20 protein-coding genes are annotated in these 25,770 nt (G+C 61.7%); 1 reads left to right on the top strand and 19 read right to left on the bottom strand.

Annotation, left to right across the window (positions count from 1 at the left end; translation table 11 throughout):
• Positions 1-315: 315 nt before the first annotated feature.
• The 9 genes from E5334_RS01770 to E5334_RS01730 form a co-directional block, all read right to left on the bottom strand.
• Entirely contained in the window at positions 316-1,344 is a 1,029-nt protein-coding gene (locus tag E5334_RS01770; RefSeq protein WP_136011881.1) for a hypothetical protein, read from the bottom strand.
• A gap of 372 nt (positions 1,345-1,716) precedes the next feature.
• Positions 1,717-2,949, bottom strand: a complete 1,233-nt coding sequence (locus E5334_RS01765; RefSeq protein WP_167604250.1) for a DUF4013 domain-containing protein — start codon at positions 2,947-2,949, stop codon at positions 1,717-1,719.
• Positions 2,950-3,234: 285 nt separating this feature from the next.
• Entirely contained in the window at positions 3,235-5,208 is a 1,974-nt protein-coding gene (locus E5334_RS01760; RefSeq protein WP_136011879.1) for an NAD(+) synthase, read from the bottom strand.
• Between the two features lie 124 nt (positions 5,209-5,332).
• Positions 5,333-6,961 (bottom strand): amidohydrolase, encoded by a 1,629-nt coding sequence (locus E5334_RS01755; RefSeq protein WP_136011878.1) that lies wholly within the window; start codon positions 6,959-6,961, stop codon positions 5,333-5,335.
• Between the two features lie 98 nt (positions 6,962-7,059).
• Positions 7,060-7,857: an amino acid ABC transporter ATP-binding protein gene (locus E5334_RS01750; RefSeq protein ID WP_136011877.1), complete on the bottom strand. Its 798-nt coding sequence runs from the start codon at positions 7,855-7,857 to the stop codon at positions 7,060-7,062.
• Positions 7,858-7,869: 12 nt separating this feature from the next.
• Entirely contained in the window at positions 7,870-9,132 is a 1,263-nt protein-coding gene (locus tag E5334_RS01745; protein WP_136011876.1) for an amino acid ABC transporter permease, read from the bottom strand.
• A gap of 112 nt (positions 9,133-9,244) precedes the next feature.
• Complete coding sequence (locus tag E5334_RS01740; protein ID WP_136011875.1) at positions 9,245-10,165, bottom strand: transporter substrate-binding domain-containing protein; 921 nt, start codon at positions 10,163-10,165, stop codon at positions 9,245-9,247.
• A gap of 375 nt (positions 10,166-10,540) precedes the next feature.
• Complete coding sequence (locus E5334_RS01735) at positions 10,541-12,019, bottom strand: M20/M25/M40 family metallo-hydrolase (RefSeq protein WP_136011874.1); 1,479 nt, start codon at positions 12,017-12,019, stop codon at positions 10,541-10,543.
• A 2-nt stretch (positions 12,020-12,021) separates the two neighbouring features.
• A complete protein-coding gene (locus tag E5334_RS01730; RefSeq protein WP_136011873.1) occupies positions 12,022-12,945 on the bottom strand; it encodes a transporter substrate-binding domain-containing protein in 924 nt (307 codons plus the stop codon).
• Positions 12,946-13,597: 652 nt separating this feature from the next.
• On the opposite strand from E5334_RS01730, the gene E5334_RS01725 reads away from it, so the two are divergent.
• Complete coding sequence (locus tag E5334_RS01725) at positions 13,598-14,134, top strand: PTS sugar transporter subunit IIA (RefSeq protein WP_136011872.1); 537 nt, start codon at positions 13,598-13,600, stop codon at positions 14,132-14,134.
• 390 nt (positions 14,135-14,524) lie between these two features.
• Here E5334_RS01725 and E5334_RS01720 read toward each other — a convergent pair whose 3' ends face one another.
• The 10 genes from E5334_RS01720 to E5334_RS01675 form a co-directional block, all read right to left on the bottom strand.
• Complete coding sequence (locus tag E5334_RS01720; RefSeq protein ID WP_136011871.1) at positions 14,525-16,183, bottom strand: PSP1 domain-containing protein; 1,659 nt, start codon at positions 16,181-16,183, stop codon at positions 14,525-14,527.
• The gene (locus tag E5334_RS01715) at positions 16,162-17,397 is read right to left on the bottom strand and encodes a DNA polymerase III subunit (protein ID WP_167604249.1); all 1,236 of its coding nucleotides are present in this window, start codon (positions 17,395-17,397) and stop codon (positions 16,162-16,164) included. The genes E5334_RS01720 and E5334_RS01715 overlap by 22 nt, the downstream gene beginning before the upstream one ends.
• Positions 17,390-18,073 (bottom strand): dTMP kinase, encoded by a 684-nt coding sequence (tmk, locus tag E5334_RS01710; protein ID WP_136011869.1) that lies wholly within the window; start codon positions 18,071-18,073, stop codon positions 17,390-17,392. Before tmk ends, E5334_RS01715 begins: the two co-directional genes overlap by 8 nt.
• Before the next feature lie 11 nt (positions 18,074-18,084).
• A complete protein-coding gene (locus tag E5334_RS01705) occupies positions 18,085-18,708 on the bottom strand; it encodes a flavodoxin family protein (protein WP_136011868.1) in 624 nt (207 codons plus the stop codon).
• 116 nt (positions 18,709-18,824) lie between these two features.
• Positions 18,825-21,335, bottom strand: coding sequence for a DNA topoisomerase I (locus tag E5334_RS01700; RefSeq protein WP_136011867.1), 2,511 nt, complete (start codon positions 21,333-21,335; stop codon positions 18,825-18,827).
• Between the two features lie 126 nt (positions 21,336-21,461).
• Positions 21,462-22,253 (bottom strand): twin-arginine translocase subunit TatC, encoded by a 792-nt coding sequence (tatC, locus tag E5334_RS01695; RefSeq protein ID WP_136011866.1) that lies wholly within the window; start codon positions 22,251-22,253, stop codon positions 21,462-21,464.
• Positions 22,254-22,274: 21 nt separating this feature from the next.
• The gene (locus E5334_RS01690) at positions 22,275-22,913 is read right to left on the bottom strand and encodes a Sec-independent protein translocase subunit TatA/TatB (protein WP_167604248.1); all 639 of its coding nucleotides are present in this window, start codon (positions 22,911-22,913) and stop codon (positions 22,275-22,277) included.
• A gap of 138 nt (positions 22,914-23,051) precedes the next feature.
• Positions 23,052-23,366 (bottom strand): STAS domain-containing protein, encoded by a 315-nt coding sequence (locus E5334_RS01685; protein ID WP_136011864.1) that lies wholly within the window; start codon positions 23,364-23,366, stop codon positions 23,052-23,054.
• 80 nt (positions 23,367-23,446) lie between these two features.
• Positions 23,447-24,172, bottom strand: coding sequence for a hypothetical protein (locus E5334_RS01680; RefSeq protein ID WP_136011863.1), 726 nt, complete (start codon positions 24,170-24,172; stop codon positions 23,447-23,449).
• Positions 24,173-24,294: 122 nt separating this feature from the next.
• Positions 24,295-25,605 (bottom strand): aspartate aminotransferase type Ic, encoded by a 1,311-nt coding sequence (locus tag E5334_RS01675; protein ID WP_275438878.1) that lies wholly within the window; start codon positions 25,603-25,605, stop codon positions 24,295-24,297.
• Positions 25,606-25,770 lie beyond the last annotated feature (165 nt).

Raw genomic sequence — 25,770 nt, 5'->3', positions numbered from 1 at the left:
AAACAATCCACCCATGAAAACTCATCAATATCAATCTAGGGACTTTAGGGCGACCTCTGCATGGACGTGCAGATGGAGGGAAGGGGCAGCGCTAGGTGGGGCGATGCTGGGCGGGTGGGAAATACGGGTGCGGAGCGTGAGCAGTGCGGGATATGGAATTGCTGCATGTACACATGCGATGTAGTACCTCGTCGCACTGGGGTTTTACAAAAGCCCAGTGCGACGAGGCGGCGAAAACACAAATACGCGACCATACAGCAATAACAGTGTCAGCTAATCGCTGCGTGCTAGTTAGTCACTGCGTACCATCTGCTCCTACCAGCAAAGGCCAACGGTCATCAGTTTGTTCCAAAGGTCCCGACGCTTCTGCTGAGCTGCACCGCTCCAGTCAAAAGGCCGTTTCAAAAGCTTCGCAAGACGCTCAAAGCAAAGGTTTCGCATGCGTTCGTTGCGACAACTTTCGCGATCAAATACCACCATCTGATAGCCTAGGCGTTCCATGACATCACGGCGGCGTCGGTCTTTCTCAACTTGCAGAGGATTGCTGTCATGCTCTTGGTGGCTGTCATACTCATAACCCACGCGCCTCGCAGGCCAAAGCCCATCGGGGCTTATATATCGTGATCCGCCCAGCAGCAAAGAGAGCTCGCCAGTCACCTCTAACTTTGCATTAAGCTCGGGGACCGGCAAACCGCAACCGCCTAGTCTAGGCGGCAGCGACAAGGCCAATTGAATCACTGTCTCCATAGGCGAATGGGCGCCATTGGCTACGTAGGGAAGCACTGACTTCAATGCTTTGATACCACGCATCGACTCAGAGATACCAGCGGTTACAGCATCGATGGTGTCCGTAGAGCAGAGAACATCTCTGAAGTAGCGCGCATTATCTTGGTACGGATTGCAAAGAAAGTCGCCGCATAAAATTGAAACCAGCATCGCAAGTTGGGTTTGGTTCGTTTGTCCAGAACGAAGCACCAAATACCCAGCTGGAGAAACCACCTGCAATGAATCCAAACCTTGCGGTGGCTGGATCTCCCATAAAAACCCGTCGGGCACAGGTTGAGTAAATTGATGAATTGCAATCCTTTTTTGTGTGCCATGCCGATTATTAAAGCCTATCAACATATGCATGGGGACGTCGTAGGTATCCGGAGTCGCCAGCAATTCGTGAGCCCAGGGAAGGCTGCTTTTCCACCAACCCAAAGTACTGACGGACTTCGCACAGGCAGCCATGGCCGAAGCCCCAGAGATCCGCTCTTGGGCTTGGGCTGCGCTGAGAGGTGTCGCGGGCAGCCGAGATGCAAAGTACATCCACGCGACTATATCGCACACGATGGCGTTCATGAGCACAGCCTAGTGATTTGGATCCACCCGTGCGCTCGACGTTCTGACAATTTTCTGACCAATATCTGTCAAATGGGCCGCTCAGCCCTCAGATGGACCGCTCGGCCCTCGCCGCTCTTCCCACTCCTGCATCGCCGCAGGCAGACGAACCGTTCCATCACCATAGCTCCACTGATTTTCCAAAGCCTCACAGCCGCTCTTCATAGGACCGTCATTCGATTTTGCATAGGACCGCCATTCGGACTGCCACTCGAGTTTGCCTGCGGCACAAGCGCAATAAGCCGGGCCTGGGATTTTCCAGGCCCGGCTTTCTCAGTTACGCTCGTTTTAGGCTCATGGCCACAGCAACCCGCGAACGCGCTCGCTCGATCCTTAGGCGCGCCAGTCGGGATCCTGCCGACTCACCCACACGCCTACGGCGCGGAGGCTCCACAACTGCGCGATGGTGGAAAGTGCGGTCTGCACCAGGGTAGCCACAGCAGCACCAAAGCCCACGGCAGTAAGAGAGTCCAGCAACATATTCAGCAGGCTCTCTAGGCCGACCGCGCCCATGCCATAGCCCATATAGCTGGCCGAAGACCCCATGTACGCCAGGTTCTCCAGCAGGTTGCCCAGCGAATAAAAGCTGGAGGCAAACACCGCCGTGTAGATGACAGCCATGATGACGCCCACGATAAGGCCGGGCACAAACACTGCCAAAATGACGCCCCAAGGGGCCTGCCTGAACTGATCCCATAGGTCGGAGAGGTCGAAAGCCGCCCCAAAGCTATCTTTGGCAGTCATGCGCACGCCTGCCATGGCCACAAAGACGCTCACCAGGATCATCCATGCAATGTAGAGCAGGATGCCCACCAGTGGGATCTTGAACAGCAGTGTGAAGCCCAAACCAATAATGCCGCCGAGAAGAGACAACACTGCGTAGAGGAAGCCGCGCCAAAGGGTGGTGCGGGTAAAGCGAGGCTTGGGCAGACCCTGGGCGCCGTCGCCGGCTTGAATGGCCCACTCGAGCATGTAGCCTTGAGCATACCATCCCAGAAAGGGCACCAGGTTAAGCAGCATGAGCAGCATGGCGGTGCCAAACCAGCCAGGCTGGCCAGTAAGGTCATGCCAGCCCTGGCTCAAAGGGCCTGGCTGCGCAGGAGCCGCTGGTGGAACGGGTTGCTGCGGCTGGCCCGCATAGCCAGGCTGCGCCGGCTGGCCGTAGGCTTGCTGGCCGTAATCCTGTTGCTGGTAGCCTTGCTGCTGGTAGTCCTGTTGCCCGTAGGCTTGCTGAGCCTGGGGAACTGGCTGCGCATAATAAGCTTGCGGAGCAGGCGCGGCATTGGGAGCTGCGGCGCTCTCAGGGACAGGTGCAGGCTCCGGCGCAGGAGGCAAGGGGTTCTCGGCAACGGAGGCTTCCTCCTCGATCTCGGCTTCGGAAGCAGCTTCAGGAGCTGCGGCAGCACCGACGGGAGCAGCGTCGGGGGAGCCGGAAGCGTCATCGGAGGCAACCGCTACCTTGGCCTCGGCGACGTCGACCTCTTCCAGGTTTGCGCCGCAGGAAGTGCAAAACCGGGCGCCGGGATCTGCGGGGGTTCCGCAGTGAGGGCATATCTTCTCGCTCATAGATCTCCTCTGCTTGAAGGTGTAGTGCGGGCGGCTTGTGCGGCCCGCTGCCAACAAACCCCGCCGTGCATGCGGTGTGAATGCGAGGGTCGTGCAGGGACGCCTGCGCAAGGGCGAGGCCCCGGGACAGCGACGTTGGCGATGCATGAAAGCGCCCATTCATGGTACTCGGGCGCGGTTTTCTAAAGGCTAGGTACCCATCGGCCAGGCTGAATCTACCCTTAATTCGAAACAAACCCCACCCAGTGATGCACCACTGGGTGGGGTTATATGCGAGCGAGGCTCCTAGCCTTGAGGAGTCTCCAGCGCATCCACTTGAGCGAGCCAGAGAGTGGCAGAGGCGTCGGAAGGCATGCGCAGATCCCCGCGAGGAGAGACGGCCACAGAACCCACCTTGGGGCCGTCGGGCAGGCAGGAGCGCTTGAACTGCTGAGCGAAGAAGCGCTGGTAGAAGGTGCGAAGCCAACGCAGGATGGCAGCAGGGTCATAGAGAGGCTCTTGGCCCTGGGCGCGAGGCTGCTCCACAAAGGCCGCCAGTGCCAGTTGGTAGATCTTGGCAGGGCCGAAGCACTGGCGCAACATGGCATAGAGGAAGAAGTCGTGGAGCTCGTAGGGGCCCACCAGATCCTCGGTGACCTGGGCGATGGTGCCATCCTTTTGGGCAGGCAGAAGCTCGGGCGAGACCGGGGTGTCCAGCACGTCGAGGAGCACCTCTGCAAGCTGAGGATTGTCGCAGGTGGCGGCCACATGGCGCACCAGATGGCGCACCAGCGTCTTGGGCACGCCGGAGTTCACCCCATACATAGACATGTGATCGCCGTTGTAGGTGGCCCAACCCAAGGCCAGCTCGGACAGGTCGCCGGTGCCAATGACCAGGCCGCCGCGCTGGTTGGCCAGGTCCATGAGGATCTGGGTGCGCTCCCTGGCCTGGGAGTTCTCGTAGGTGACGTCGTGGATGGCCTCGTTATGGCCGATGTCTTGGAAGTGTTGGCGCACTGCGGCGGCGATGGGCACTTCTAAAAGCTGGGCGCCCAGAGCCTCGGCGAGAGTGCGGGCGTTGGAGTGGGTGCGGTGGGTGGTGCCAAAGCCCGGCATGGTGACAGCGAGGATGCCGCCTCTATCGAGGCCGCAATAGTCAAAAGCGCGAGCACATACCAGCAGCGCCAGGGTGGAGTCCAAGCCGCCGGAAACCCCCACCACCGCGCATTTGGCGTGGGTGTGGGCCAGGCGCTGGGCCAAGCCGCGCGCCTGGATGTCCAGGATGTCCTCGCAGCGCTGGCTGCGGGTGGCAGGGTCGTCGGGCACGAAGGGATGGGGATCCACCCAACCGGTCACCTGCTCGTCGGCAGGGTCGAAACTCTCCGGCAGCGATATGCGAGTGTAGCCGGCGGCCTCAGGAGAGGCGCTGGTGCGATAGGTGGACATGCGCCGGCGCTCGCTGGCCACATATTCCAAATCCACCTGCCCTAGTGCGACGCCGCCTCCAAAGGGCTGGGCCTCGGCCACGATGCGGCCGTCTTGGCATACCAGGTCATGGCCCGAGAAGACCACGTCCTGGGTGGACTCGCCCCAGCCGGAGCTGGCATAGCCGTAGGCGCACACCAAGCGGGCGCTCTGGCCTCGCACCAAGTCGCGCCGGTAGGCCGCCTTGCCCACCTGGGCGTTGGAGGCCGAAAGGTTGCAGATGAGTGTGGCGCCGGCCTTGGTCAGGCCAATGGAGGGAGGCTCGGGGACCCAAAGGTCCTCGCAGATCTCCACACCCACACAAAAGTGCTCCATAGCAGGGGCTTCAAAGACTTGATGGGCGCCAAAGGGCACCTTCCAGCGGCCAGCCACAGAAATGGGAGTGCACTCCACAGGGCCCGGCTCAAAGTAGCGACCCTCATAAAACTCGTTATAGGTGGGGATGTGCAGCTTGGGCACCACGCCCAAAAGCTCGCCGGCACAGCAGACGGCTGCCACATTGTAGAGCTTGGAGTTCACCCGCAAAGGCAACCCTACCACCGAGAGGCATCCGAGCTCTGCGGTGCGCTCGATATAGGAGGCCAGGCCACACTCGGCAGCGACCAGAAGAGCGTCCTGCCAAAAGAGGTCGTTGCAGGTGTAAGCGGTGAGGACGCACTCGGGAAGGATGACCACTTGGGCCCCATGGGCCACGGCGCTTTTGGTTTCCTCGACGCAGGCAACCACGTTGAAGTCTACGTCGCCCACGTGGACCGCGGGAGTCACCGCAGCGACGGTGGTGAGGCCAAGCTTCATGGAGTGCTCCTCTCTAAGGGGGCTGGCTAGAGGGCGGCGTGCGGCAGGGACGCTAGGGGTAGACGGGCCGAGCTGGGCCTTCCTCAACGACCGAAGCAGCGTCGCCGCCCGGCGCCCCCGCTCTTCAAGCGGTTTCATAGACCTTGTTCCCACCCACATAACAGGCGAGCACCTGCGCCTGATGAAGCTCCTGAGGCGGACAGGACAAGGGGTTCTTGTCGATGACGATGAGGTCGGCAAACTTGCCGGGCTCAAGGGTCCCCAGCTCATCCTGACGGCCCACCGCCACAGCGCTGCCCAGCGTGACGGCGCGCAGGGCCTCGGCGGCGGTGACGCGCTCTTCTGGCAGCCAGCCGCCCATGGGGGCGCCGGAAGCGTCCTGGCGGGTGACCGCATCTGCCAGGATGGCGGCCGGGTCGCAGGGAACGCAGGGAGAATCGGTGCCAAAGGCCATGTCCACGCCGGATTTGAGGTAGGTCTTAAAAGGCCACATGAAGGAGGCACGCTCCTCGCCCAGGTCGCGGGCCGGCTGGGTGATGTCGATGACCACGTGTTGCGGCTGCACCGAGGCCACGATCTTTGCCGCAGCCATGCGCTCCACGTCGTCGCGCTCCAGGTTCTCGATGTGCTCTAGGCAAAAGCGCCCCTGATGAGGTTGCCCGTACTTATCGGCAGCCTCTTCAAAAATGGAAACGCCCTCATGGACCGCTGCGTCGCCTATGGTGTGGATGCGCACGGCAATGCCTTCTTTGGCGGCGCCCAGCACGATGTCGCGCATCTGGGCAGGCGGGATGGCGGGGTGGCCGTGATCGTCGGGGAAGCGAGGGTTCTCATAGGGCTCCAAAAGCCAGGCGGTGTGGGCGCTGGAGACGCCGTCGAAGAACTGCTTGACGCCCGGCGCACGCAGCATGGGGCCGGTGAGCTCTGCCTGGAGCTTTTCAATGCGGTCGAGGTCGCCGTCCAGCGGCAGCGTGGGAAACAGGTGGCCGCGCACGGTGAGCTCGCCTGAGGCTTCCAGATCACGCCAGACCTCGTCTAATACGGCGTCGCAGCCCGGAATTGCCGATAAGCCCATGTCGTCCACGCTGGTGATGCCTCGGCGGTTGAGCTCGTGGGTCCAGTCGAGGAATATCTGGCGCAGCTCCTCTTTGGAGAGCGACTCCAGCACTCGGGCGATGTAGTACATGCCGGCGCCCTCGCGAAGGACGCCGGTGAGCCGGCCTTCCTCGTCGCGGTCAAAGGAGCCGCCGGCGGGAGGCTGGGTGTTCTCGTCGATGCCCAGGCGCTTAAGGCCGCAGGTATTGAGCCAGAGAGTATGGGAGTCGCCGGAGTACATGGCCACCGGTCGATTGGGGAAGAGCGCATCGAGCGACAGGCGGGTGGGTGGGATGGCCGGATCCCACAGCATGTCGCGCCAGCCATGGGAAAGCGCCCAGGAGCCATAAGGCTGGTCTTTGGCAAAGTCATACATGTGCTGGGCGCAGTCTGCCTCAGAGGCGCCGCAGTACTCCATGGCCCGAGCCGATGGATAGAGCGCCGAATGGAACACATGTTGATGTGCATCATGGAGGCCGGCGCAGATGAAGGCGTCCTCAAAGTCTTCTACCAGGGTGTCTTTTGCAATGTAGGCATCCATCTCCTGAGGTGGCACCACCGCAGAGATGATGTCTCCCTCTATGACCACCGCGGCAGGATAGCTGCGATCGTGAGTGCCGTCGAACACGTGGCGCGACGTGATAATCCTAGATGCCATGGGCTCAATCTCCCTTGGATGAAACCGGCTCTAGCTGAGGATACCACGCTCCACTGATGGGCTTTTGTACTGTAAGGATCACACAGGACGCGGGTCAACTACTCTTCGCTCTTGTCATCCAGGTAGCGCGAGAGAAATTCCCGGGTGCGTGCATGCTGTGGATTGCCAAAGATCTGTTGGGGCGCGCCTTGCTCGGCGATGACTCCTTGGTCCATGAAGACCACGCGGTCGCTCACGTTCTTGGCGAAGGCCATCTCATGGGTGACCACCACCATGGTCATGCCGCCGGCCGCCAGCTCGCGCATGACGCCCAGCACCTCGCCCACGATCTCAGGGTCCAGGGCGCTGGTAGGCTCGTCGAAGAGCATGATGGCCGGGTCCATGCACAGGGCGCGGGCAATGGCCACGCGCTGCTTTTGGCCGCCGGAGAGGCGCTTGGAATCGGCGCCGATGAAGTCCTGGAGCCCTACGGCTTCCAGGTGGCGGCGGGCGATCTTCTCGGCTTCTGGCTTTTTGAGCTTGCCCAGAGTCACCGGGGCCAACGTGCAGTTATCCAGCACGTTGAGGTTATTGAAGAGGTTGAAGGATTGGAAGACCATGCCGATGTCGGCACGGAGGGCGTTGACGTCGGTGGCCGGGTTGGTGAGGTCTTCTCCGCGAAAGTAGACGTGGCCGGCGTTGGGGGTCTCCAGCAGGTTGAGGCAGCGCAAGAGAGTGGACTTGCCCGAGCCCGAGGCGCCGATGATGGTAACCACTTCGCCGGTGTAGACGTCCAGATCGATGCCCTTGAGCACCTCGTGGGCCCCAAAGGACTTGCGCAACCCCTGGACGGAGATGAGGGGCTCGGGTGTAGAGGCGAAAGCCTGGGAAGCAGGCGCAGAAGTGTCCGTAGTCATGATCATTCCTTTTTAGGACTGCATGGGCTGGGCGGGGTGGCGAGGAGCAGCGGCGGGATCGGTGGTGGAGCCCACGGGTCCGGGCGCCTCGACGTCAAGCCGAGCGGCCAGCATGGTAAGGATCTTGGAGAACAGCATGGTGAGGATGAGGTAGATCACCGCGGCGATGCAGTAGGCTTCGAGACCCTTGTAGTAGATGCCTATGACCGAAGTGGTGGCAAACATCAGGTCGAAGACGCCGATGATGGACAGCACCGAGGAATCCTTGATGTTCACGATGAGCTCGTTGGACAGGGCGGGAATGGAGTTCTTGACACCCTGGGGAAAGACCACCTTGCGCATGGCTTGCCACTGGGAAAGGCCCAAAGAGCGCGCCGCCTCCAGCTGGCCAGGATCCACTGCTTCGATGCCGCCGCGCAGCACCTCCATCATATAGGCCGTGGAGTTGAGGCTGATGGTCACGAGGCCGGCCCAGAAGGGCGACCACACCGCGTTGATGTGAGCCGTCTCCCAGCCCAGGGAGCGAAAGACCGCCAGACCGGCGAAGTAGACGATGGCGCCTTGAACCATCATGGGCGTGCCGCGCACCACGGTGGAATAGAAGCGCGCAAAACCCGAGCCCAGCGTCTTGAAGAAGCGCACCGCGTCGTTCTCGCCGCGATCGGGCGTCTGGATGCGCAGAAAGACCATGAGCAGTGCCAGGAAGAAGGCGATGACCGTGCCAAAGAGCGCCAGCTCGATGGTGGTGGTGACACCGGTGACAAACAGCTGGCGCCCGTTGTAGAGCATGTAGACGGCGCTCTCCAAAAAGCCCGTGGGGTTGGTGGAGCTGGCGATGGCCCCTTGGCAAAGGGCCACAAAGCGAGCGATGGGACCCAGGCAAAAAAGCGCTGCCGAGCAGATCCACACCAGGTAGCTGGCGTAACGCAGGGGTGCCCTAAGCGACACCTTGGCCAGGACGAAATGGGAGCGATACCTCTTGCGCAGCACGGCCTTGGCCACCAGGGCCACCAGCGAGAGGGCCAGCCAGGCCACGCATACCAGGGTGAGTGCGAGACCCGCGGCGCCCAGCGACATGGTGGCGCAGCATGCCAGCGAGAAGGATGCCAACGCGCTGGTTCCCAAAAACACGTAGGGATGGTCGCTCTTTAAGAAGTGGGCGAGACGGCGCAGGGCGCCGGCGTCTTCCGGCAGCGGCTCGGCATAGGGGTGGAGGTTCTCTTCCTCTTCCACTACAGCTTCTTCCAGCTGGGGATCGGGTACTCCAAGGGCCATAATCGCTCCTTTATAAATGGCGATGGAGCGCCAGATGCACAGGTGAGGCATCCGGCGCTCGCAAGAAACAGAGTGCGCTAAGGCATAGGGGGGGCGCCCGAGGCGCTGTGCCTTAGGCGGGCTGACGGTCGCAGGCAGCCGTCCAGATCTCCTGACGCTCAGCGTCGGAGATGGCGTTGACGGCCTCATTTACCGCCTGAGCATTGGCGTAGTCCTTGGTGTAGCCCACCGAGGCAGGATTGGTGGTCTCAAAGCCGGCGCCCTCGGCGAACTGGATGGGCACCAAGTTGGAATTGGAGCGCATGTAGCCCTCTTCGTTCATCTTGGGATAGGTGACCGCATCTACGGCGCCCTGAGCCAGCTGAGCCAGCACGGCAGGCATGGTGTCCACGGGAGTGGCGTGGTTGACGCCCTCGATCTCCTCGATGCAGTCATCGTAGAGGGTGGCCTTCTGACCCATGACCGTGGCGCCGGCGAAGTCCTTGAGGCTGGTGGCGTTCTCGTAGGGAGAGCCCTGGGTCACAAAGATGCCGATGGTGTCCTCGATGTAGGGATCGGAGAAGTCGATGGACTGACGGCGCTCCTCGGTATCGCTCATACCGGCGATGATGACGTCGATCTGGCCGTTGTTAAGAGCGTCGATAAGGCCGTCGAAGGAGAGCTTCACCGCCACAGGCTCGGCCCCGAGGGCCTCTGCCACACGCTTGGCGATCTGGACGTCGTAGCCGTCTGCATAGGCGCCGGAGACGTTTTCGATGGGGATGGTGTATTCGCTCTCCTGGGTGGCCTGCCAGTTATAGGGGGCATAGGCTGCCTCCATGCCTACACGCAGGGTGGAGCCGCCGCCCTGCTCTGAGGCCTGGGCGTCAGGGGCGCCTGCGCCCGTGCTGCCACAGCCGGCGAGGGCTGCCAGAGAGCCAAGGGCCACCAACGAGCCGCCAGCCTGGAAGAGTGAGCGGCGGGAAACCGAGCGCTTGAGCAGCCCGCCTATGGCGGTCGACTGCTGCACCTGAGGGGTGTTCTGGTCATTCATGGCTGCTCCTTTGCATCCAAATCTCGCGAACCCTTATGTTCGCTGGTGGGCTTACAGATTAGGGGAAAGACGAACCTGCAGGTAGAACCCACTGCAGACCTTTACTGCATAGAAACACTATGCATCGGTAACTTTATGCATCATAGGGCGGATAGGGCAAAAACTCGGTATAACACCAGGTAGTTGCTCTACCTCTATGCATACAAACGTGAATTTGAAGGGTTTTTGAGGGGTCTTATTCGTCAAATAATACGCCCTGTTTTAAGGCCTATTTGTATAATCGCAGGTAGATGTGGTGTCTGTTTCTTCTCCTTTCGATACATCACCGTATGAGAGCCTCTTTCCTGTATAGAAGCTGTAAACAAGCTGCAAGCCTCAGGACGGCACCCCACAGCAGCAACCAGTGACCAAATCGCGCAGAAAGGCCACCCCTTGCGCAAAGGCAGCAGAAAGGATGCGCTCGTTGGTGCCATGGACTCCCCGCACGATCTCTGCCTCGTCGCCCACAAATGCCGAGAAACGCAAACACTGGTCGCAGCAGCCCTCATACATCCGGGCATCGCTCGCTCCTGTAGCCAACGTGGGCGCCAGAGGGATAGGCGTGCCGTCGAGCTCGCAGAAGAGCGAAGCTGCCGCTTGGCGCAGCTGGTCTACGCCCCACCCGTCTTCTAAAGACACACAGGAAGGGTCATTGGCTCCCTCCATAAGGGTCACCTGGACGTCCAGATCGGCCACGAGATCTCTTACCTGGGCCACAAGGCCTGCCACCGAGTCGCCCGGAAGCAGCCGGAAATTAATGGCTGCACCCATATCCTGGGGCAACACATTGGGAGCCGAGGAACCTCCCTCCATCATGGTGGGCGCCGCTGTAGTGCATACCAGCGGATAGGTCTCAGGGTCGCGAGCCAAAAGCTCCGCCAATGCCTGGCCGCACGCCTCGACGCGCGCCGGGTCCCCCTGGAGCAGCTCCCCGATGGGCCCCCTGGAGATCCGCGGCGCCAGCTGGCGAAACATAGCTGCTACCGGCGCAGTAAGCCGAGGTTGGCCCACTTCATGGCACACCCGCGTCACCGCTTCGCAAAGCCGCCCCAGCGACGTGCCGCCCGCCGGATTCGACGAGTGCCCCCCTGCCGAGCGCGCAGAAAGCCATAGGTCGGCATAGCCCTTCTCGGCAATGGCTACTCCCATCCAATGTCCGCTGCCGCCCAGAGAGGCCAGGTCGTGGATGAGGTAGTCGCCCTCGTCCACCAAGAACGCCGGGCGTATGCCGCGCTCCTCCAGGCGGCCTGCCAATGCCCGCGCACCCTCCTGGAGGCACTCCTCGTCATGACCCAGAGCCACAATGACGCCTCGCTCCAGAGGAGCCCCGCTGCCAAGCACCCGCCCCAAGGCTTCGAAAATGCCCGCCAGCTGCACTTTCATATCGACGGCGCCGCGCCCCCAAATCCAGGTGCCGTCAGCTGTGCCCGCGAAGGGGCCATAGGTCCAATGATCCTGAGTGCCCGGCACGCAGGGCACCACGTCTTGATGAGCCATCAACACCAGGGGCGCCAGCTGCGGGTTGCTCCCGGGAATTTCCAGAAGCATGGCCTGGGGGCCGCCGCCGGCCGCACCCTCCACCAGCTCCACCGACGCAGCCGAAAACACCTGAGGATAGGCAGCCTCAAGCCACGCCCGCTGGGCCTCGAAGGCGCTCCAGTCACCGGTGCGGTAGGCCTGCGCCGCCAGAGTGGGAAAGGACAACAGCTGCGCCAACCGCCTGTCCGCCTCCGGATCTGTCGCTCCCCCGTTCAAGGGCCCAAAGAAGCCGAGAATATCCTGGCCGCCTGGCAGCGGCTCTCCCAGGGTCCCCATGGCTACTCCGGCTGACGCTCGAGGGCGCCGTCCCAAAGCTCTTGGCGCTCGGCATCCGAGAGGTTCGCCAGCGCGCTGTTGATAGCCGACAAAATCTCATCGTTGCCTTTGGAGACTCCCACTGCGGCAGTGACCACATCGGGAAAGCCCTCGCCCTCCGCAAAACGCACCGGCACGATGCCCGGATTGCTCTTGAGGTAGGCGGCCTCGTTCTCCATGTTGTAGGTGGCGGCGTCTGCAGCGCCCTGCTGAAGGGCTGCCAGCACATTGGGCACCGAAGGCAGCGGCGTCATATGGACCACACCGGGTATCTCATCGATCACCTCGTCGAGCTTGGTGCCCTTTTGCCCCACCACCGACGCTCCCGAGAGATCTGCCAGGCTGGTGGCGTTCTCGTAGGGAGAGCCCTCGCGCACAAACAGGCCGTAGGTGCCTTCGAAGTAAGGGTCGGAGAAGTCGATGGACTGCTGCCTTTCCTCTGTGGGGGCCATGCCCGCGATAATCACATCGATTTGATTGGAAGCCAAGGCGTCGATAAGGCCGTCGAAGGAGAGCTTCACCGCCACAGGCTCGGCCCCGAGGGCCTCTGCCACACGCTTGGCGATCTGGACGTCGTAGCCGTCTGCATAGGCGCCGGAGACGTTTTCGATGGGGATGGTGTATTCGCTCTCCTGGGTGGCCTGCCAGTTATAGGGGGCATAGGCTGCCTCCATGCCTACACGCAGGGTGGAGCCGCCGCCCTGCTCTGAGGCCTGGGCGTCAGGGGCGCCTGCGCCCGCGCTGCCACAGCCGGCGAGGGCTGCCAGAGAGCCAAGGGCCACCAACGAGCCGCCAGCCTGGAAGAGCGAGCGGCGGGAAACCGAGCGCTTGAGCAGCCCGCCTGTGGCGGTCGACTGCTGCACCTGAGGGGTGTTCTGGTCATTCATGGCTGCTCCTTTGCATCCAATGGCGAAGAGGCCCCATAGCCTCCCGATCTGCAACCCCAAAGCGCCCGAGACGCACCCTTGAGGCAGGAGCACGCCCCTCTGTAGCTTTGGGTTGGAAGAATCCTAGACAGAATCGACCGGCGGTAGGAAAAAATCGGCAAAAGTGTTATTGCATAGAAATACTATTCAATCTTATTGCTATGCATCCTGGGACGCATAGGGGTGTTTATTGGTATTACCGCAGCTATCACCCATTATCGTGATGCATATCAGAGCTATTTCTTGGGGATACTCTCCTTTAATATACGTGCTTCAATACGAGATTTAGGGTTTATTATGTATATATGCTGGTAGCTGCGTTATAAATACCACTTTCATCCACAATATTGTGTATACTATTTTTCAAATTACTTCTCACGATTTCCACGAGCATTCTCATCGCAGCGCGGTTATTCCCACAGACAGATCGCCCATCTTGCAATCTCACACACTTTGACCGCTGAAAGCGTCCTCTAACTGACATGACAACCCACCGCACACCGATAAAGAGTCCCCTTGCCTTTTGAGGTTTGCAAAACGCGGGACAAAGTTGCGTTTTTGGGGGAATATCATCGCAGGAAGAGTCTATTGATCCGTCTACTAAGGAGCCGCTATGGGTCTGCTTGACCACATTTTTCCCAGCACTGACGAGCCAAAAGCTGAGGATTTCACCCCTGTCGAGGCTATTGCCAACCCCAACGCCATCACGGCTCCTGTGACAGGCGCCGTCATCAACCGCGTTGACGTTGAGAGCGACGTATTCGCTCAAGGCCTGCTGGGACGCGGTTGCGGCATCCGCCCCCAGGAAGACGTTATCTATGCTCCCGCCAACGGCACCGTCACCGTGCAGTATGCCGGTTCCCGCCATGCCCTTGGCATGGCAAGCGACGGCGGCGCGCAGATCGTCGTGCATGTAGGCCTGGGCACCGTAGCCATGGAAGGCAAGGGCTTTACCTACCTGGTACACCAGGGAGACAGCGTAAAGGCCGGCCAACCTGTGCTCGCCTTCTCCCGCGAGGCCATCACCGAGGCTGGCTATGACCCCATCGTGACCATCGCCATCGTGAACAGCGACGACTTCTCCCGCATCGAGCTGGTGCAGCAGGGCCATGTGGATGCCGGCCAGATCCTGTTTGAGCTAGAGAACTAAGGCGCACGCGGAGCGTTACGTGAAACGCTCCGCAAGCGATGCACTCAACCCCTAAGCTTTCGCGAGCTTAGGGGTCGTTTTTATGAATTGAATTGTCGTTGATGACGAAACGTGCGGCACGGAATCAGAGCACGGTACTGGCTCAGAGGGCAAAGGGGCGTAGTGCCCTCTGAAAAATTACTACCTTAGTAACTTCATAATGTATTATACATGGCATTTTTCTACCTTTAACTGCATATTCTTGTAGCTAAGGTAGCTATTTTTCAGAGCGCAGAACTGCCTTTTCTGGGGCCGCGACTCCCCGCTTCCCTTCTTGCCACGGTTGCTTCTCCCAAGGTCACGTCACTACCGTTCTTCCAGCATCACGTCTTCTCACCATAGCTGTTCGCATTACTCAGAAGCGCTTGCGCCCGGAGTGCCTGCAGCTCCATCGCCTCTCGATGTACGGCGACGACGACGGCGCTGCTTGGAAGTCTCTTTCTTGGGACCGGAAGCTTTGGTCCCAGCCTTGCTGCTCGCCTCCTGTCCAGATGCGCGGCCTTTCTTAGATCCAGATGTACCGCCTGCGGCCCCAGGCTTGCCGCCCTTGCGGCTGCCACTGTTGTTGCCACTGTTGCCGCTCTTGTGGGAAGGGGCGCTTTTCTCGGCAACAGGGCGATCGTTCGTGAACCGAGAAGCGCCATCGCTGGCAGCTGCGGCGGCATCGGCCTGACGGCGGCGCCTCTGGGCTCGGCCGGGGCGCACATCTACCAGAGGCGCGGCAGAGTTCGCCTCGCGCGGGGCGGTTTGAGGCGCGGCGGGGGCGCTGTCCGTGGCGTCGTGATGGCGACGGCGACGGCGGGTGGGCTGCGAGGACGCGGCGGGTGCAGGGGCGGCAGCCCGCTCGCGATCAGCCGTGTCGCGCAACTTGCGGCGGGAATCGCGCTTGGAGCCAGCGCGGTTGTCGCGGGTAGCCTCGCGGCGGGCCTCCTTCTTGGCCTTTGCTTCGCGGGCGGCCTCGCGGGCAGCCCGTTCTTCCTTTTGCTCGGCCACCTGGGCGCGACGACGGGCGCGGCGGCTCTCGCTCACAAAGACCACGTCGGAGCTGTCGTAGTCCAAGACCTCGCCAGCCTCGGTGCGGTCAAGCTCGGCCAGGGCCATCTGCACCTCGGGAGAGTCCAGAGCGTCCAGCATGGCGCGGGTCACGGTGTCGGGGCGGCAGGAGCAGCCGTTGGTCTCGGCCTTCTTGCAGGCCGCCTCGGAGCACTCCATGCCCTCCAGGGGCACCTTGATGGTTTTGCCGTTTTCCAGACGCAGGGTAAGGCCCTCGCGAGGGGTGTCGTAGTCCACGATCTTGGCGGTACCCAACGGTGTTTGGATGAGGGCGTTTTTCTTGGGGGCACGGCTCTTGAAGTCGCGATAAGCCTCGAACTCATAGCGCAGGCAGCACATGAGGCGGCCGCACACGCCGCTGATCTTGGGGCTGTTTAAGGGCAGGTCCTGCTCTTTGGCCATGCGGATGGACACCGGCTCGAACTTGCGTTCCCAGCGTGCGCAGCAAAGCTCCTGGCCGCAGCCAGCGTAGCCGCCCATGAGGGCGGCTTCTTCTCGGACGCCGATCTGGCGCATATCGATGCGCTCATGGAGGGCCCGAGAGAGCTCGCGCACCAGGTGGCGAAAGTCCACGCGGTCGTCGGCGGCAAAGTAGCACACGCAGCGCTCGCCGCCAAAGAGATACTCCACGCCCACCGGCTTCATGGGCAGGCCTTCCTCCTTGGCCAGGGCGCGAAAGACGGGCAGCGCCTCGTCGCCTTTGGCGGCCAGCTCGGCGGCGCGGTCGTGGTCTTGTTCGGTGGCCACGCGGATGACCGGGGCAAACTCGGCCTCGCCGATGGTCTCATCCAGCTCCTCTTGGGTGACCTCGAAGGGATCGGCGACGGCAAGACCCATCTCGGTGCCGCGACCGGTCTCGCAGATCACGTGGTCGCCGGCAGTAGCGCCGGAGTCGCGGGGATCAAACCACAAATCATGTTGCACAAAGGTGAATCTCACCGGTAGGACATGGGGCATAGTGCCTCCTTGAAGGCAAACAGCATGGCCTCTAAGACCAGGCGTCCATCGACATTGGTGGCCAGCTGAGAAGATGCGCGGTTGGCGCTCTCGATGGCCGCGAGTAATTGAGAGACATCCGCCGAGCCGCAGGCCGCCAAGATGCTGGCGGCATCCGGGCCCGAAAGCGGGCGTGAAAGCTCTTTGGAGGCCAGCGCATCAGCAAGAAGCGAGCGGCAGCAGGCCACCACTTCCATCATAGCCGAGCGGTCCTGCGCGCTCCTCTGGCGACGCTCCTGCTGCTCTAGGGCCTTTTGGGCGCCGCGGGTGAGGTAGTCTGCACGGATTTGCTCCTCCTGCTCCCTGGCCGCCAGCTGGTCTTGGAGGGCGCGTTTCTCGGCATCGGAAAGCCCCTTGGCCTTGAGGCGCTCCTTGAGCTCCTTGGCGTCCATCTCGCCGGAGAGCTCGCCTGCGGCCTCGGCGACGGAGCGGGCGGCCAAGACGATGTCGGCGTCGCTCATGTGAGGCAGGTTGCCGAGAAGGTCCGCCGCCTGTTGGCGCAGGGCCCACCTGTCCGGGTCTTTAAGCAGGGCGCAGGCCTTGGCAACGTCGGGGTAGATGGCCAGCGCCTGACGTGCCTCGTCGAGGCTCACTTGAGCGGCGGCTGCCACCTGCTCCTCCACCGCTGCAGCATTGGTGGGCGCAAAGGGCACCACCTGGCAGCGGCTCACGATGGTGGGCAACACGCCGTTGGCCGCGGGGGCGATGAGGATGAAGCAGGTGCGCGCCGGGGGCTCTTCCAACGTTTTGAGCAGGGCGTTTGCCGCCAAAGTGCCCAGACGTTGGGCCTCTTGGATCACAAAGACCTTGGAACCTCCGCCTACCGCGCTTCTATTGGCGGCGGCGATGATGGCCTCGACCTGCTCTAGAAGATAGCCGGTGGCAGAACCGGGCGCATACACGTGGACGTCGGGGTGTGCGGCGTTTTGGGGTTCCAGAAAGCTGTGAGCCACCTTTTGGCAGCTCTCGCAGGTGCCGCAGCCGCCGGCAGGGCAGGTGAGCGCCTGGGCGACGGCCAAGGCGGCTGCCTGCTGATCGGTGGCGGCACGGCCTATAAAAAGGCTGGCGTGAGAGACCTTGCCCTCGGTGAGGGCGCGGGTGAGATACCCGTGCACCTGGGGCTGATGGCTCAAGGGCGCCAGCAGGGCCTGGGCCTGAGAGGGTGTGCTAGTCACCGGCCGCTCCCCTGCTATGAGCGGAATCTGCGGCGACGGCAGCCCTGAGGCCACAGACCTCCAGCGCCTGAGAAACTACCTGGTAGATGGCGGTTTCTACCTGCTCAGGGGTGCCAGAGGCGTCGATAGCCGCCACACGCTGGGGCTCTTTTGCTGCGAGAGCCTCAAAGCCTGTCGCCACCGCTTCTTGGAAGGCCACGCCTTCCTGCTCCAAGCGGTCGGGGCTATGGGCGCCCGTTGCACGAGCCAAGCCTTGGGCCGGGTCCAGCTTGAGCCACAGGGTAACGTCTGGGGCGAGCCCGCAGCTGCCCAGGCGGTTGGCCTCGCTCACCATCCGAGCGTCCAAGCCGCGGCCGGCCTGCTGGTAGGCCGTGGTGGAGTCATAGAAACGGTCGCAGAGCACCACCTGGCCCGCGGCCAGTGCCGGACGAATCACCTGCCGGACCAACTGGGCCCGAGAGGCCTCGTAGAGCAAAAGCTCAGCCTCAGGGACCATATCGCCATTGGCAGGGTCCAGCAGTAGGGAGCGGATCTTCTCGGAAAGAGGGGTGCCACCGGGCTCGCGCAGGCAAAGCACCGGATAGCCCTGAGCCTCAAGGCTCTGAGCCAGACGAGCTACCTGCGTGGATTTGCCGCACCCATCGACACCCTCGAAGGTGACAAAGAGACCTCTCACCTTTACTGCTCCTAGTCGTTGATGAAGTTGGTGCGCACGTGAGGCTCGTGGAGAGGCAGGTCGACGCCCGCCTCATGCCCGGCCTCGATGCACTTGAGCATCCAGGCCATGTTGCGGCCCAGGGTGCGCATGATCTGCATGCCCTCTTTGTCTTTGCGCACCTGCTCGGGGCTGTAGCCATGCACCATGTTCCAATACTGGGAGGGCACCACGGGCATGTTGTTGATCAAGAAGTATTGGTTCAAGCGCTCCAGGGAGGCGGTGGTGCCCGCGCGACGGGCGCTCACCACGGCTGCTGCCGGCTTGAAGGCCAGCTTGGAGGAGGCGGCGTAGAAGAAGCGGTCCATGATGGCGCAGAGAGCGCCGTTGGGGCCAGAGTAGTAGACCGGCGAGCCCACGATGAGGCCGTCGATAGTGGGGGCGATGTCGATAAGCTCGTTGACTACGTCGTCAAAGACGCAGCGGCCGGTGCGCGCGCAGTGGTGGCAGGCTGCACACCCGCGCACGGTGGCGTTGCCCACGTTTTTGATCTGTGTCTCGACGCCGCACTCGTTGAGGATGGATGCCACTTCGTTGAGGGCTGTGCGCGTGCAGCCACCGGGATGGGGGCTGCCGTTGATAAGCAAAACCTTCATGAGACCTCCGAGGAGACGAACGGGTGAAACGATAGATGGGACGTGCTAAGACGCCGCCAGGGAAGCCGGCGTCAGCCGAAGGGCGCAGACCAGCCGGGCCAAGGCGCCCAAAGCGGCTATTTGGCTTTAGCGCGACGACCTCCACGACGAGGGCCGGCGGCCTTCTTCTTCTCTTTGCCAGGACAGCTCATATTGACGCAGATCTTCCAGGGGCCGCGCTCGGTCTCAATCTCCACCTCGGGGGCGCCGCACACAGGGCAGGTAGTGCCCAGGGCATGAAGGGCGCCGCGCTGAGGCAGCGGGTAGCTCACGCCGCACTCGTCGTAATTGGTACAACGGATGAAGCGCTTGCCGGTCTTCTCGCTCTTATGGGCCACCAGGTCGCCGTGGCGGCCGGCTTCGGCGCATACCGGGCAGGTGCCCACGATGACGTCGGGTTCCTGGTTGGTGGGGCACTGAGGGTTCACACACTGCTCGTAGGGCTTGGAGCGGAAGGGCCAGATCTTGAGCCTAGGAGCGCCGCACACCGGGCAGGGCCCTTCCAGAGGCTCGATCTTGTCGCTGTTTTTGCCCGGCACCGGATAGGTGACGTCGCAGTCCGGCCATCCCATGCAGCCGATGAAACGCGACTTGGTCTTGGGCGAGTTTTTGATCACCAGATCCTTGCCGCATTTGGGGCAGGAGCCCACGCGGGCGTCGGCGGTGACGGCATCGGCAATGGCTTCGCCCAGGTCCTCTGTGTGCTCGATGAGCTGATCCATCATGCCCGCCAGCAGCGCGCGGGAGTGATCCACCACGGCATCCTCCGTTGTGGAGCCCTCGGCCACCAGGTTCATGTCCTGCTCCAGCTCGCTGGTCATGGAGGGCGTGGTGATGGTGGGCGCGTAGGAATCCAGCGCGTCGATAATGGCCATGCCCAGCTGGGAAGGCTCCACCGGGTTGTTCTTGAGGTACTTCACCTGGAAAAGACGGTCGATGATGGAGGCACGGGTGGATTTGGTGCCTAAACCCCGCTTCTCCATCTCCTGAATGAGGCGCCCTTGGCTGTAACGCGCCGGAGGCTCGGTTTGCTTGGCTTCCAGTGCCAAGTCGCTCACCTCGACGGTATCTCCCTGAGCCAGAGAGGGCAGCTGCTCGTCCTTCTTGAGACCGTAAGGGTATGCGGCCCTGTAGCCCTTTTCTTTGAGCACGTCTCCGGCTGCCGAGAAGGGCTGGCCTGCCACGTCCAGGCTCACCTTGGTACCCTCGATCACCGCGGGCCCCATGAGGGTGGCCATGAAGCGGCGGGCGATGAGGTTGTAGAGCTTCCAGGCGGCTGGCTCGAGTTTCTCGGGATCTGCGGGTGCCGTGGGATAGATGGGCGGGTGGTCGGTGGTCTCCTGCTTGCCGCGCGTGGCATGGAGGGGGCCCGCCAGGATCTGGTCGCAGATGGATGCGTAGGCGGGCACCTTGCGCAGGGCCTTGAGAGTGCCCGCTAAATCCAGGGATGCCGGATACACCGTGTTGTCTACACGGGGGTAGGAGATGAGGCCGTCCATGTAGAGGGACTCTGCCAGACGCATAGCGCGACCGGGGGCGATGCCCTCAGCAGCAGCGGCGGCCTGCATGGAGGTGGTGTTGAAGGGCGCCGGGGGCGCCGACTTGCGGCTTTTCTTGGTTACGGCAGTCACTTGGCCGGTGGTGGCGCCTCGCACCTGGTCGAAGGCCTCCTGCGCCGCATCGCCGTTGGTAAAGCGGCCGGCGGCATGGGAGATCTTGAAGCTCTCGCCGTCTTTGGCGGCGCGGCCGCCGATGACCCAGTAGTCCTCGGGCACAAAGGCCTGGCGCTCGCGCTCGCGCTCCACCACCAGGGCCAGCGTGGGGGTTTGCACGCGGCCGGCGCTGCGCACGTTGCCAAAGCCGCCAAAGCGGGCCATGGTGAGATAGCGGGTAAGCGCAGCTCCCCAGATGAGGTCGATGTACTGGCGGCTCTCGCCGGCATCGGCCAGGTTTTGGTCCAGCTCCACCAGATTGTTGAAGGCATGGTCGATCTCCGCCTTGGTATAGGCCGAGTAGCGGGCGCGCGTGGCCGGGATGTCGGGATTCACCTGGCGCACCTGGTTCAAAGCATCAGAGCCAATAAGCTCGCCTTCGCGGTCGAAGTCGGTGGCGATGATCACCGCGCTAGCCTTCTTGGCCAGATTTTTGAGGGCGCGGATGATGCCTTTCTCGGCAGGGTTTTTCTCTACCGGAGCCCAGATGAGGTAGGGCAGGCTGGGCAGCTTCCATCCCTTGATGTCCACGCCGTCTTCCATAAAGGGCTTCTTGGGCTTTTTGGGCTTGCCGTCCTTGCGCAGGCCGCCGTCGAAGGGAGGCTTGGGCAGGCTGGCGGGGATTTGGGCCGGCAGCACCTCGCCCTCGGTATCGACGGCGAACCAGCCGGAGGACTTGTCATAAGTGAGCTGGGTAGGAAAATCCGGGGCCAGGATGTGGCCCCGCAAACCGATGGCCACCCAGTCGTCGCCGTCGCGCCTAAAGCGGTAGACGGGCGTGTCATAGACCTTGTCCTGCTTGGGCTTGCCCGACTGGCTCAGCAGACGGGCGATCTGCTTGGCGGCGTCGTTTTTCTCTGCAATGACCAAAACCATGGGCGAACTCCTTGCTTTGGCTCCTGGCAGACGCGAGCCCAAAGCTTCTAGAACGTATAGACAAGAGGGGCGCGAACAAGGAAACCCTCTTTAAGAATCGACCCGCACCGGGCGGGTCGCACGCATTTATGCAGCCTGTTCCTCTTGCTTCTCGTAGTCTTCGCGCGTCCAGGAAAGCGCCTGAGGCCCATCCTTTTGCACCAAGACCACTCGGGCTACCGCCAGCGAGATCTCATAGAGCATCACCAGCGCAGCGAACATGAAGAACATAGTCACAGGCGAGGCGTCTGGGGTCACAAATGCCGAGAAGACCAACAACCCCACATAGATATAACGCCAATTCATGCGGAAGGTACGGTAAGGCACCACGTGGAGGATGGAGAGGTAGAAGATCACCAGAGGCACCTCGAAGGCGACGCCAAAGCCAATCTCCAAGAGCATGAGGATGGAAAGGTAGTCGTTGGCGTCTGCCAGCTGGGTAGCGAACTGCACCGTTTGATCGTGCATCCAGCCAAAGGCAGCCGGCAGGATGATGAAGTAGCAAAAGGTCATGCCCAGGAAGAAGAGCACCACCATGGCGCCCACTGTGGGAATCACCCAGCGCTGCTCATTGGGGCGCAACGCCGGCAGGAAGAAGGCCATGAGCTCCCAGATGATGATGGGACAAGTGATGATGGCAGCCACAAAGAAAGCCACTTTGAAGCGGATGGTGAAGCCTCCCAAAGTGGAGAGCACCGTGAGCTGGCCGCCGTTGGGCAGAAATTGGCGAATGGGGTCGATGAGCACATCGATGATCACCGGGGTGGCCATGTAGACCACCACCGCACACACCACCAAAGACACGATGATGATGGTAAGGCGGCGGCGAAGCTCGCCCAGGTGGTCCATAAGGGGCATACGTGCAGGTCCGATAGGCATAACAATCAGAGGAGCCCGCCCTTAGGCAGAAGCTCCGTCCTCCTCTCCAGAAGAAGCAGGGGCAGCCGCAGGCTTGGAAGCCAAGCCATAGAGGGCCGCGGCACTGGTGGGGTCACAGGCAGGCTCTGGGACCGCAGGCGCTGCAGGAGCAGCCACCGAGACGTGACCTGTGGCCTCATCAAGCTCGCCCTTGGTCTCTACACCGGTGAGGGCCGCGGCGGCCTCGGCTGCCGCGGCAGCCTCTTGGGCCTCTTGGCTGGAGACGGGCGCCGAGCTGGCCGAAGCGTCGTCAGCTGCTGCCTGCGCATCTTGAGCCGCAGCGGCTGCAGCTGCCTGGCGCCGTTCCTTCTCGGCAGCCAAACGGGCTTTGCGCTGGGCAAAGGTCTCAGTGGCGCGACCGGAGAGATCCTCTTCCTCGATATCCGCGTCTTCATTGGAGGCGACCTTGGACTTCACCGAGTCGCCGGCGCCCGTGGCGGCCTTGGTCATAGGGTCGATGACCTCTGACTGAACCACCTTGGTGACGGAGTCCGACGCCTCACGGAACTGGCGAAGCCCGCGTCCAATGGTGCGGCCCATACCCGGCAGCTTGTCCGGGCCAAACAGCAAAAACGCGAAGATGATGATGAGCAAAAACTCGGTGTCCCCGATACCGAACAACCGGGACACCCCCTCTCTATAGTAAAGGGGACCGTCGCGAGCGGCGGTCTCCCAGGACAGCTCTTAGGGCTTTGAGCCTACAGGGGTGAAGCCTGGAGCGCAACTTAAAGCCTGTCTTCAGGCAAACCCCTCAAAGATCTACTGTTCGTTGACGTTGAACTCAGAGCCTACGCCCAAAAGCGTAAGCACGCGCAGCACGTTGGGTTGCGGGCGGGAGATGGTGAGGCCGCAGCCGCCCTCGGCAGCACGATGGGCAGCCGCCACCAGCACGCCGATGCCAGTGGAGTCGATGTAGGGCACAGCCTCCATGTCGACGTCGATGGTGGTAGGGGCACTGTCGAGCACGGCTTCCAGCGTGTCTGTGAGCTGAGAGGCGTTGGAGACGTCTACCTCTCCCTCGATGATGACGTCTACGTGATCATCTGCGGCCTTGGTGTTAATTGAGAGCGACATCGCTAACCTTCCATAGTTGGGCACAGGACGTACCTACTCAGGTAATTCTACTAGTAACGACCGGGATTCAGGACAGTTTCTTAAGAAGTGCTGTCAGCCGGCGCCGTTTGGTCGAGCTTCTCTGAGAGAGCACTGGCTCCGCCAGAGGAGGCGGCTGCGCTGGAGCGCAGGCGAGACAGGGCGTCCTCGCAGTACTTCTTCACCGCGCCTTGGGAAGAAGTGTCTGCTTGGGCACCCTTCTCATAAGCATCAGCGGCCTTTGCGGCCTCTCCCTGACTTTCGTACATCATAGCGAGGTTGGCCCACGCCGAAGCATAATTGGTCTCTTTCGCCAGATCTTCCAAACCTGTTACACCTTGCGCCGTGTTGCCGGAGTAATAGAGGCTAAGGGACTCGTTGATAGAGGCGTTCTTGGCCTGGTCTGTGTCCAGCGAACCCACCTGGTCGATGTAGGAGGCATAGGCGGTGGCGGCCTCTTTATAGAGCTGCGTAACCTCTGCCTGCTCGTCCTCGTTGCCAGCATAGATCGAGGCATAGGAAGCCCAGTTGAAATAGGCGTCTGCCAGCTTGAGCTCTTGGGCGGCATCTTGACTGTCGACCTGCAGCGCGGCTTTGGCCTCATCTACCTGCGGCTGATAGCGCGATGCCGCATCGTCAAAAGAGGTAGGGAACGACTGCGACGTGCGCGGAGCCGCGAAGATCTGCGCGAAGGAGGGCAACAGGATGGAGATGACCATGATGATGGAGATCACCACCACGGCGATCTCTTTGCCCGTGGGTTTTTTGCGCTCCTTGGGCTTGGCCATTTTACGCACCCCCTCCTTTGGGTAGAAGTAACTATTCAAAACAATGGGACAGTATACCAACAGTGACCGATGTGTACCAAATGTGCATTAGGCTGAGTATGAGCTATATATCCCTTAATTGGTTACGAACGGCGCTCTAGCTCTTGAGCTGCGGCAACGGCTTTGACGCAGGCACAAAAGACGTCCAAGGCCCCCCCTAATTCTTGAAGCGTTGGATAGCTGGGAGCCAACCGAATGTTGGAGTCCCGGGGGTCATCGCCATAAGGCCAGGTGGCTCCAGCGCCAGTAAGCGTAACGCCCACTTCGCGACACAGATCCACGATGGCCTTGGCACATCCTTCCGGCGCCTCAAAAGAGACGAAATAGCCGCCACGAGGGCACGTCCAAGCAGCGCACCCCACCTCGCCCAGCTGCTCTGCCAGCTTAGCCTCCACCAGCTCGAAGCGAGGGCGCAGCACCTGAGCCATCTGATCCATGTGCTCTTTCACGGCAGAGACGTCTGCAAAGACGCGGGTGTGCATGAGTTGGTTGATCTTATCGGCACAGACGCGCTCGATGCCAAAGGAGCGCCTGAGGTCTGCCAGGTCCTCCACGCTCGCTGCCACGCAGGCAATGCCCGAGCCTGGGAAAGTGATCTTGGAGGTAGAGGCAAACTCATAGACCAGGTTGGAGCCTCCCGCCTCCTCGATGGCCGAGAAGATCTCCAACAGCGAGTCCTCTTCGTGGGGGTAGAGGCCATGCACCACGTAGGCGTTGTCCCAGAGAATGCGGAAGTCTGGGGCTGCAGGCTTCAAGGCGGCGAAGCGGCGGACGGTCTCATCCGAGAAGGTCACCCCGGTGGGGTTCTGATATTTGGGGACGCACCAGATGCCCTTGACCGCGGGGTCTTTGACCAGCTCTTCTACCTGGTCCATGTCGGGGCCGGTGGCGGTCATGGCGACCGGGACGTTTTCGAAGCCAAAGTGCTCGCTCACCGCAAAATGGCGGTCGTAGCCGGGCGAGGGGCACAAAAACTTAAGATTTTGCTGCTGACACCAGGGAGTCTCGCCTTGAATGCCGCGCACAAAGCCATGGGCCAGCACGTCGAACATAAGGTTGAGCGAGGAGGAACCAGACACGATGATTTGGGCGGGATCCACCTCTAAGATCTGCGCGAAAAGGCGGCGGGCAGAGGGCAGGCCGTCGGGCGCGCCGTAATTAGCTGCGTCCACACCCTCGTCAGTGAGGTCGCTGGAGGCGTTCACGGCGTCCAACAGCGGGCGGGAGAGGCCCACCTGCTCCGGCGAGGGCTTGCCGCGGGCCATATCAAGCTTGAGACCCAGCGATTTGAGGGCTTTTACCTCGCCTTTGAGGCGCTCCACCTCACAGGCGAGATCCGCGGCGGTCATTGCGCTATAGATGCTGGTTTGAGGGGCACTCAGCACGCTGTCCATGAAAACCTCCCAGACTGGCGGTGGTCTTTTTAACGCCTAGCTGCGCTTTTGTTAGTATAGCGACCCGAGCCCTGTTGCTCTGCCTCACTGCAGCGGCATTCTCTAATGAGAAATGATAAGCGACAGATGACATACTTACTGCTGCAGCCTACAGGCGCGCCGACA

The sequence above is a fragment of the Muricaecibacterium torontonense genome, assembly GCF_004793925.1.
GTDB classification, from domain to species: Bacteria; Actinomycetota; Coriobacteriia; order Coriobacteriales; family Atopobiaceae; genus Leptogranulimonas; species Leptogranulimonas caecicola.
Note: the sequence above shows the minus strand (reverse complement) of the source record. Positions and strands in the feature narration are given on the sequence as shown.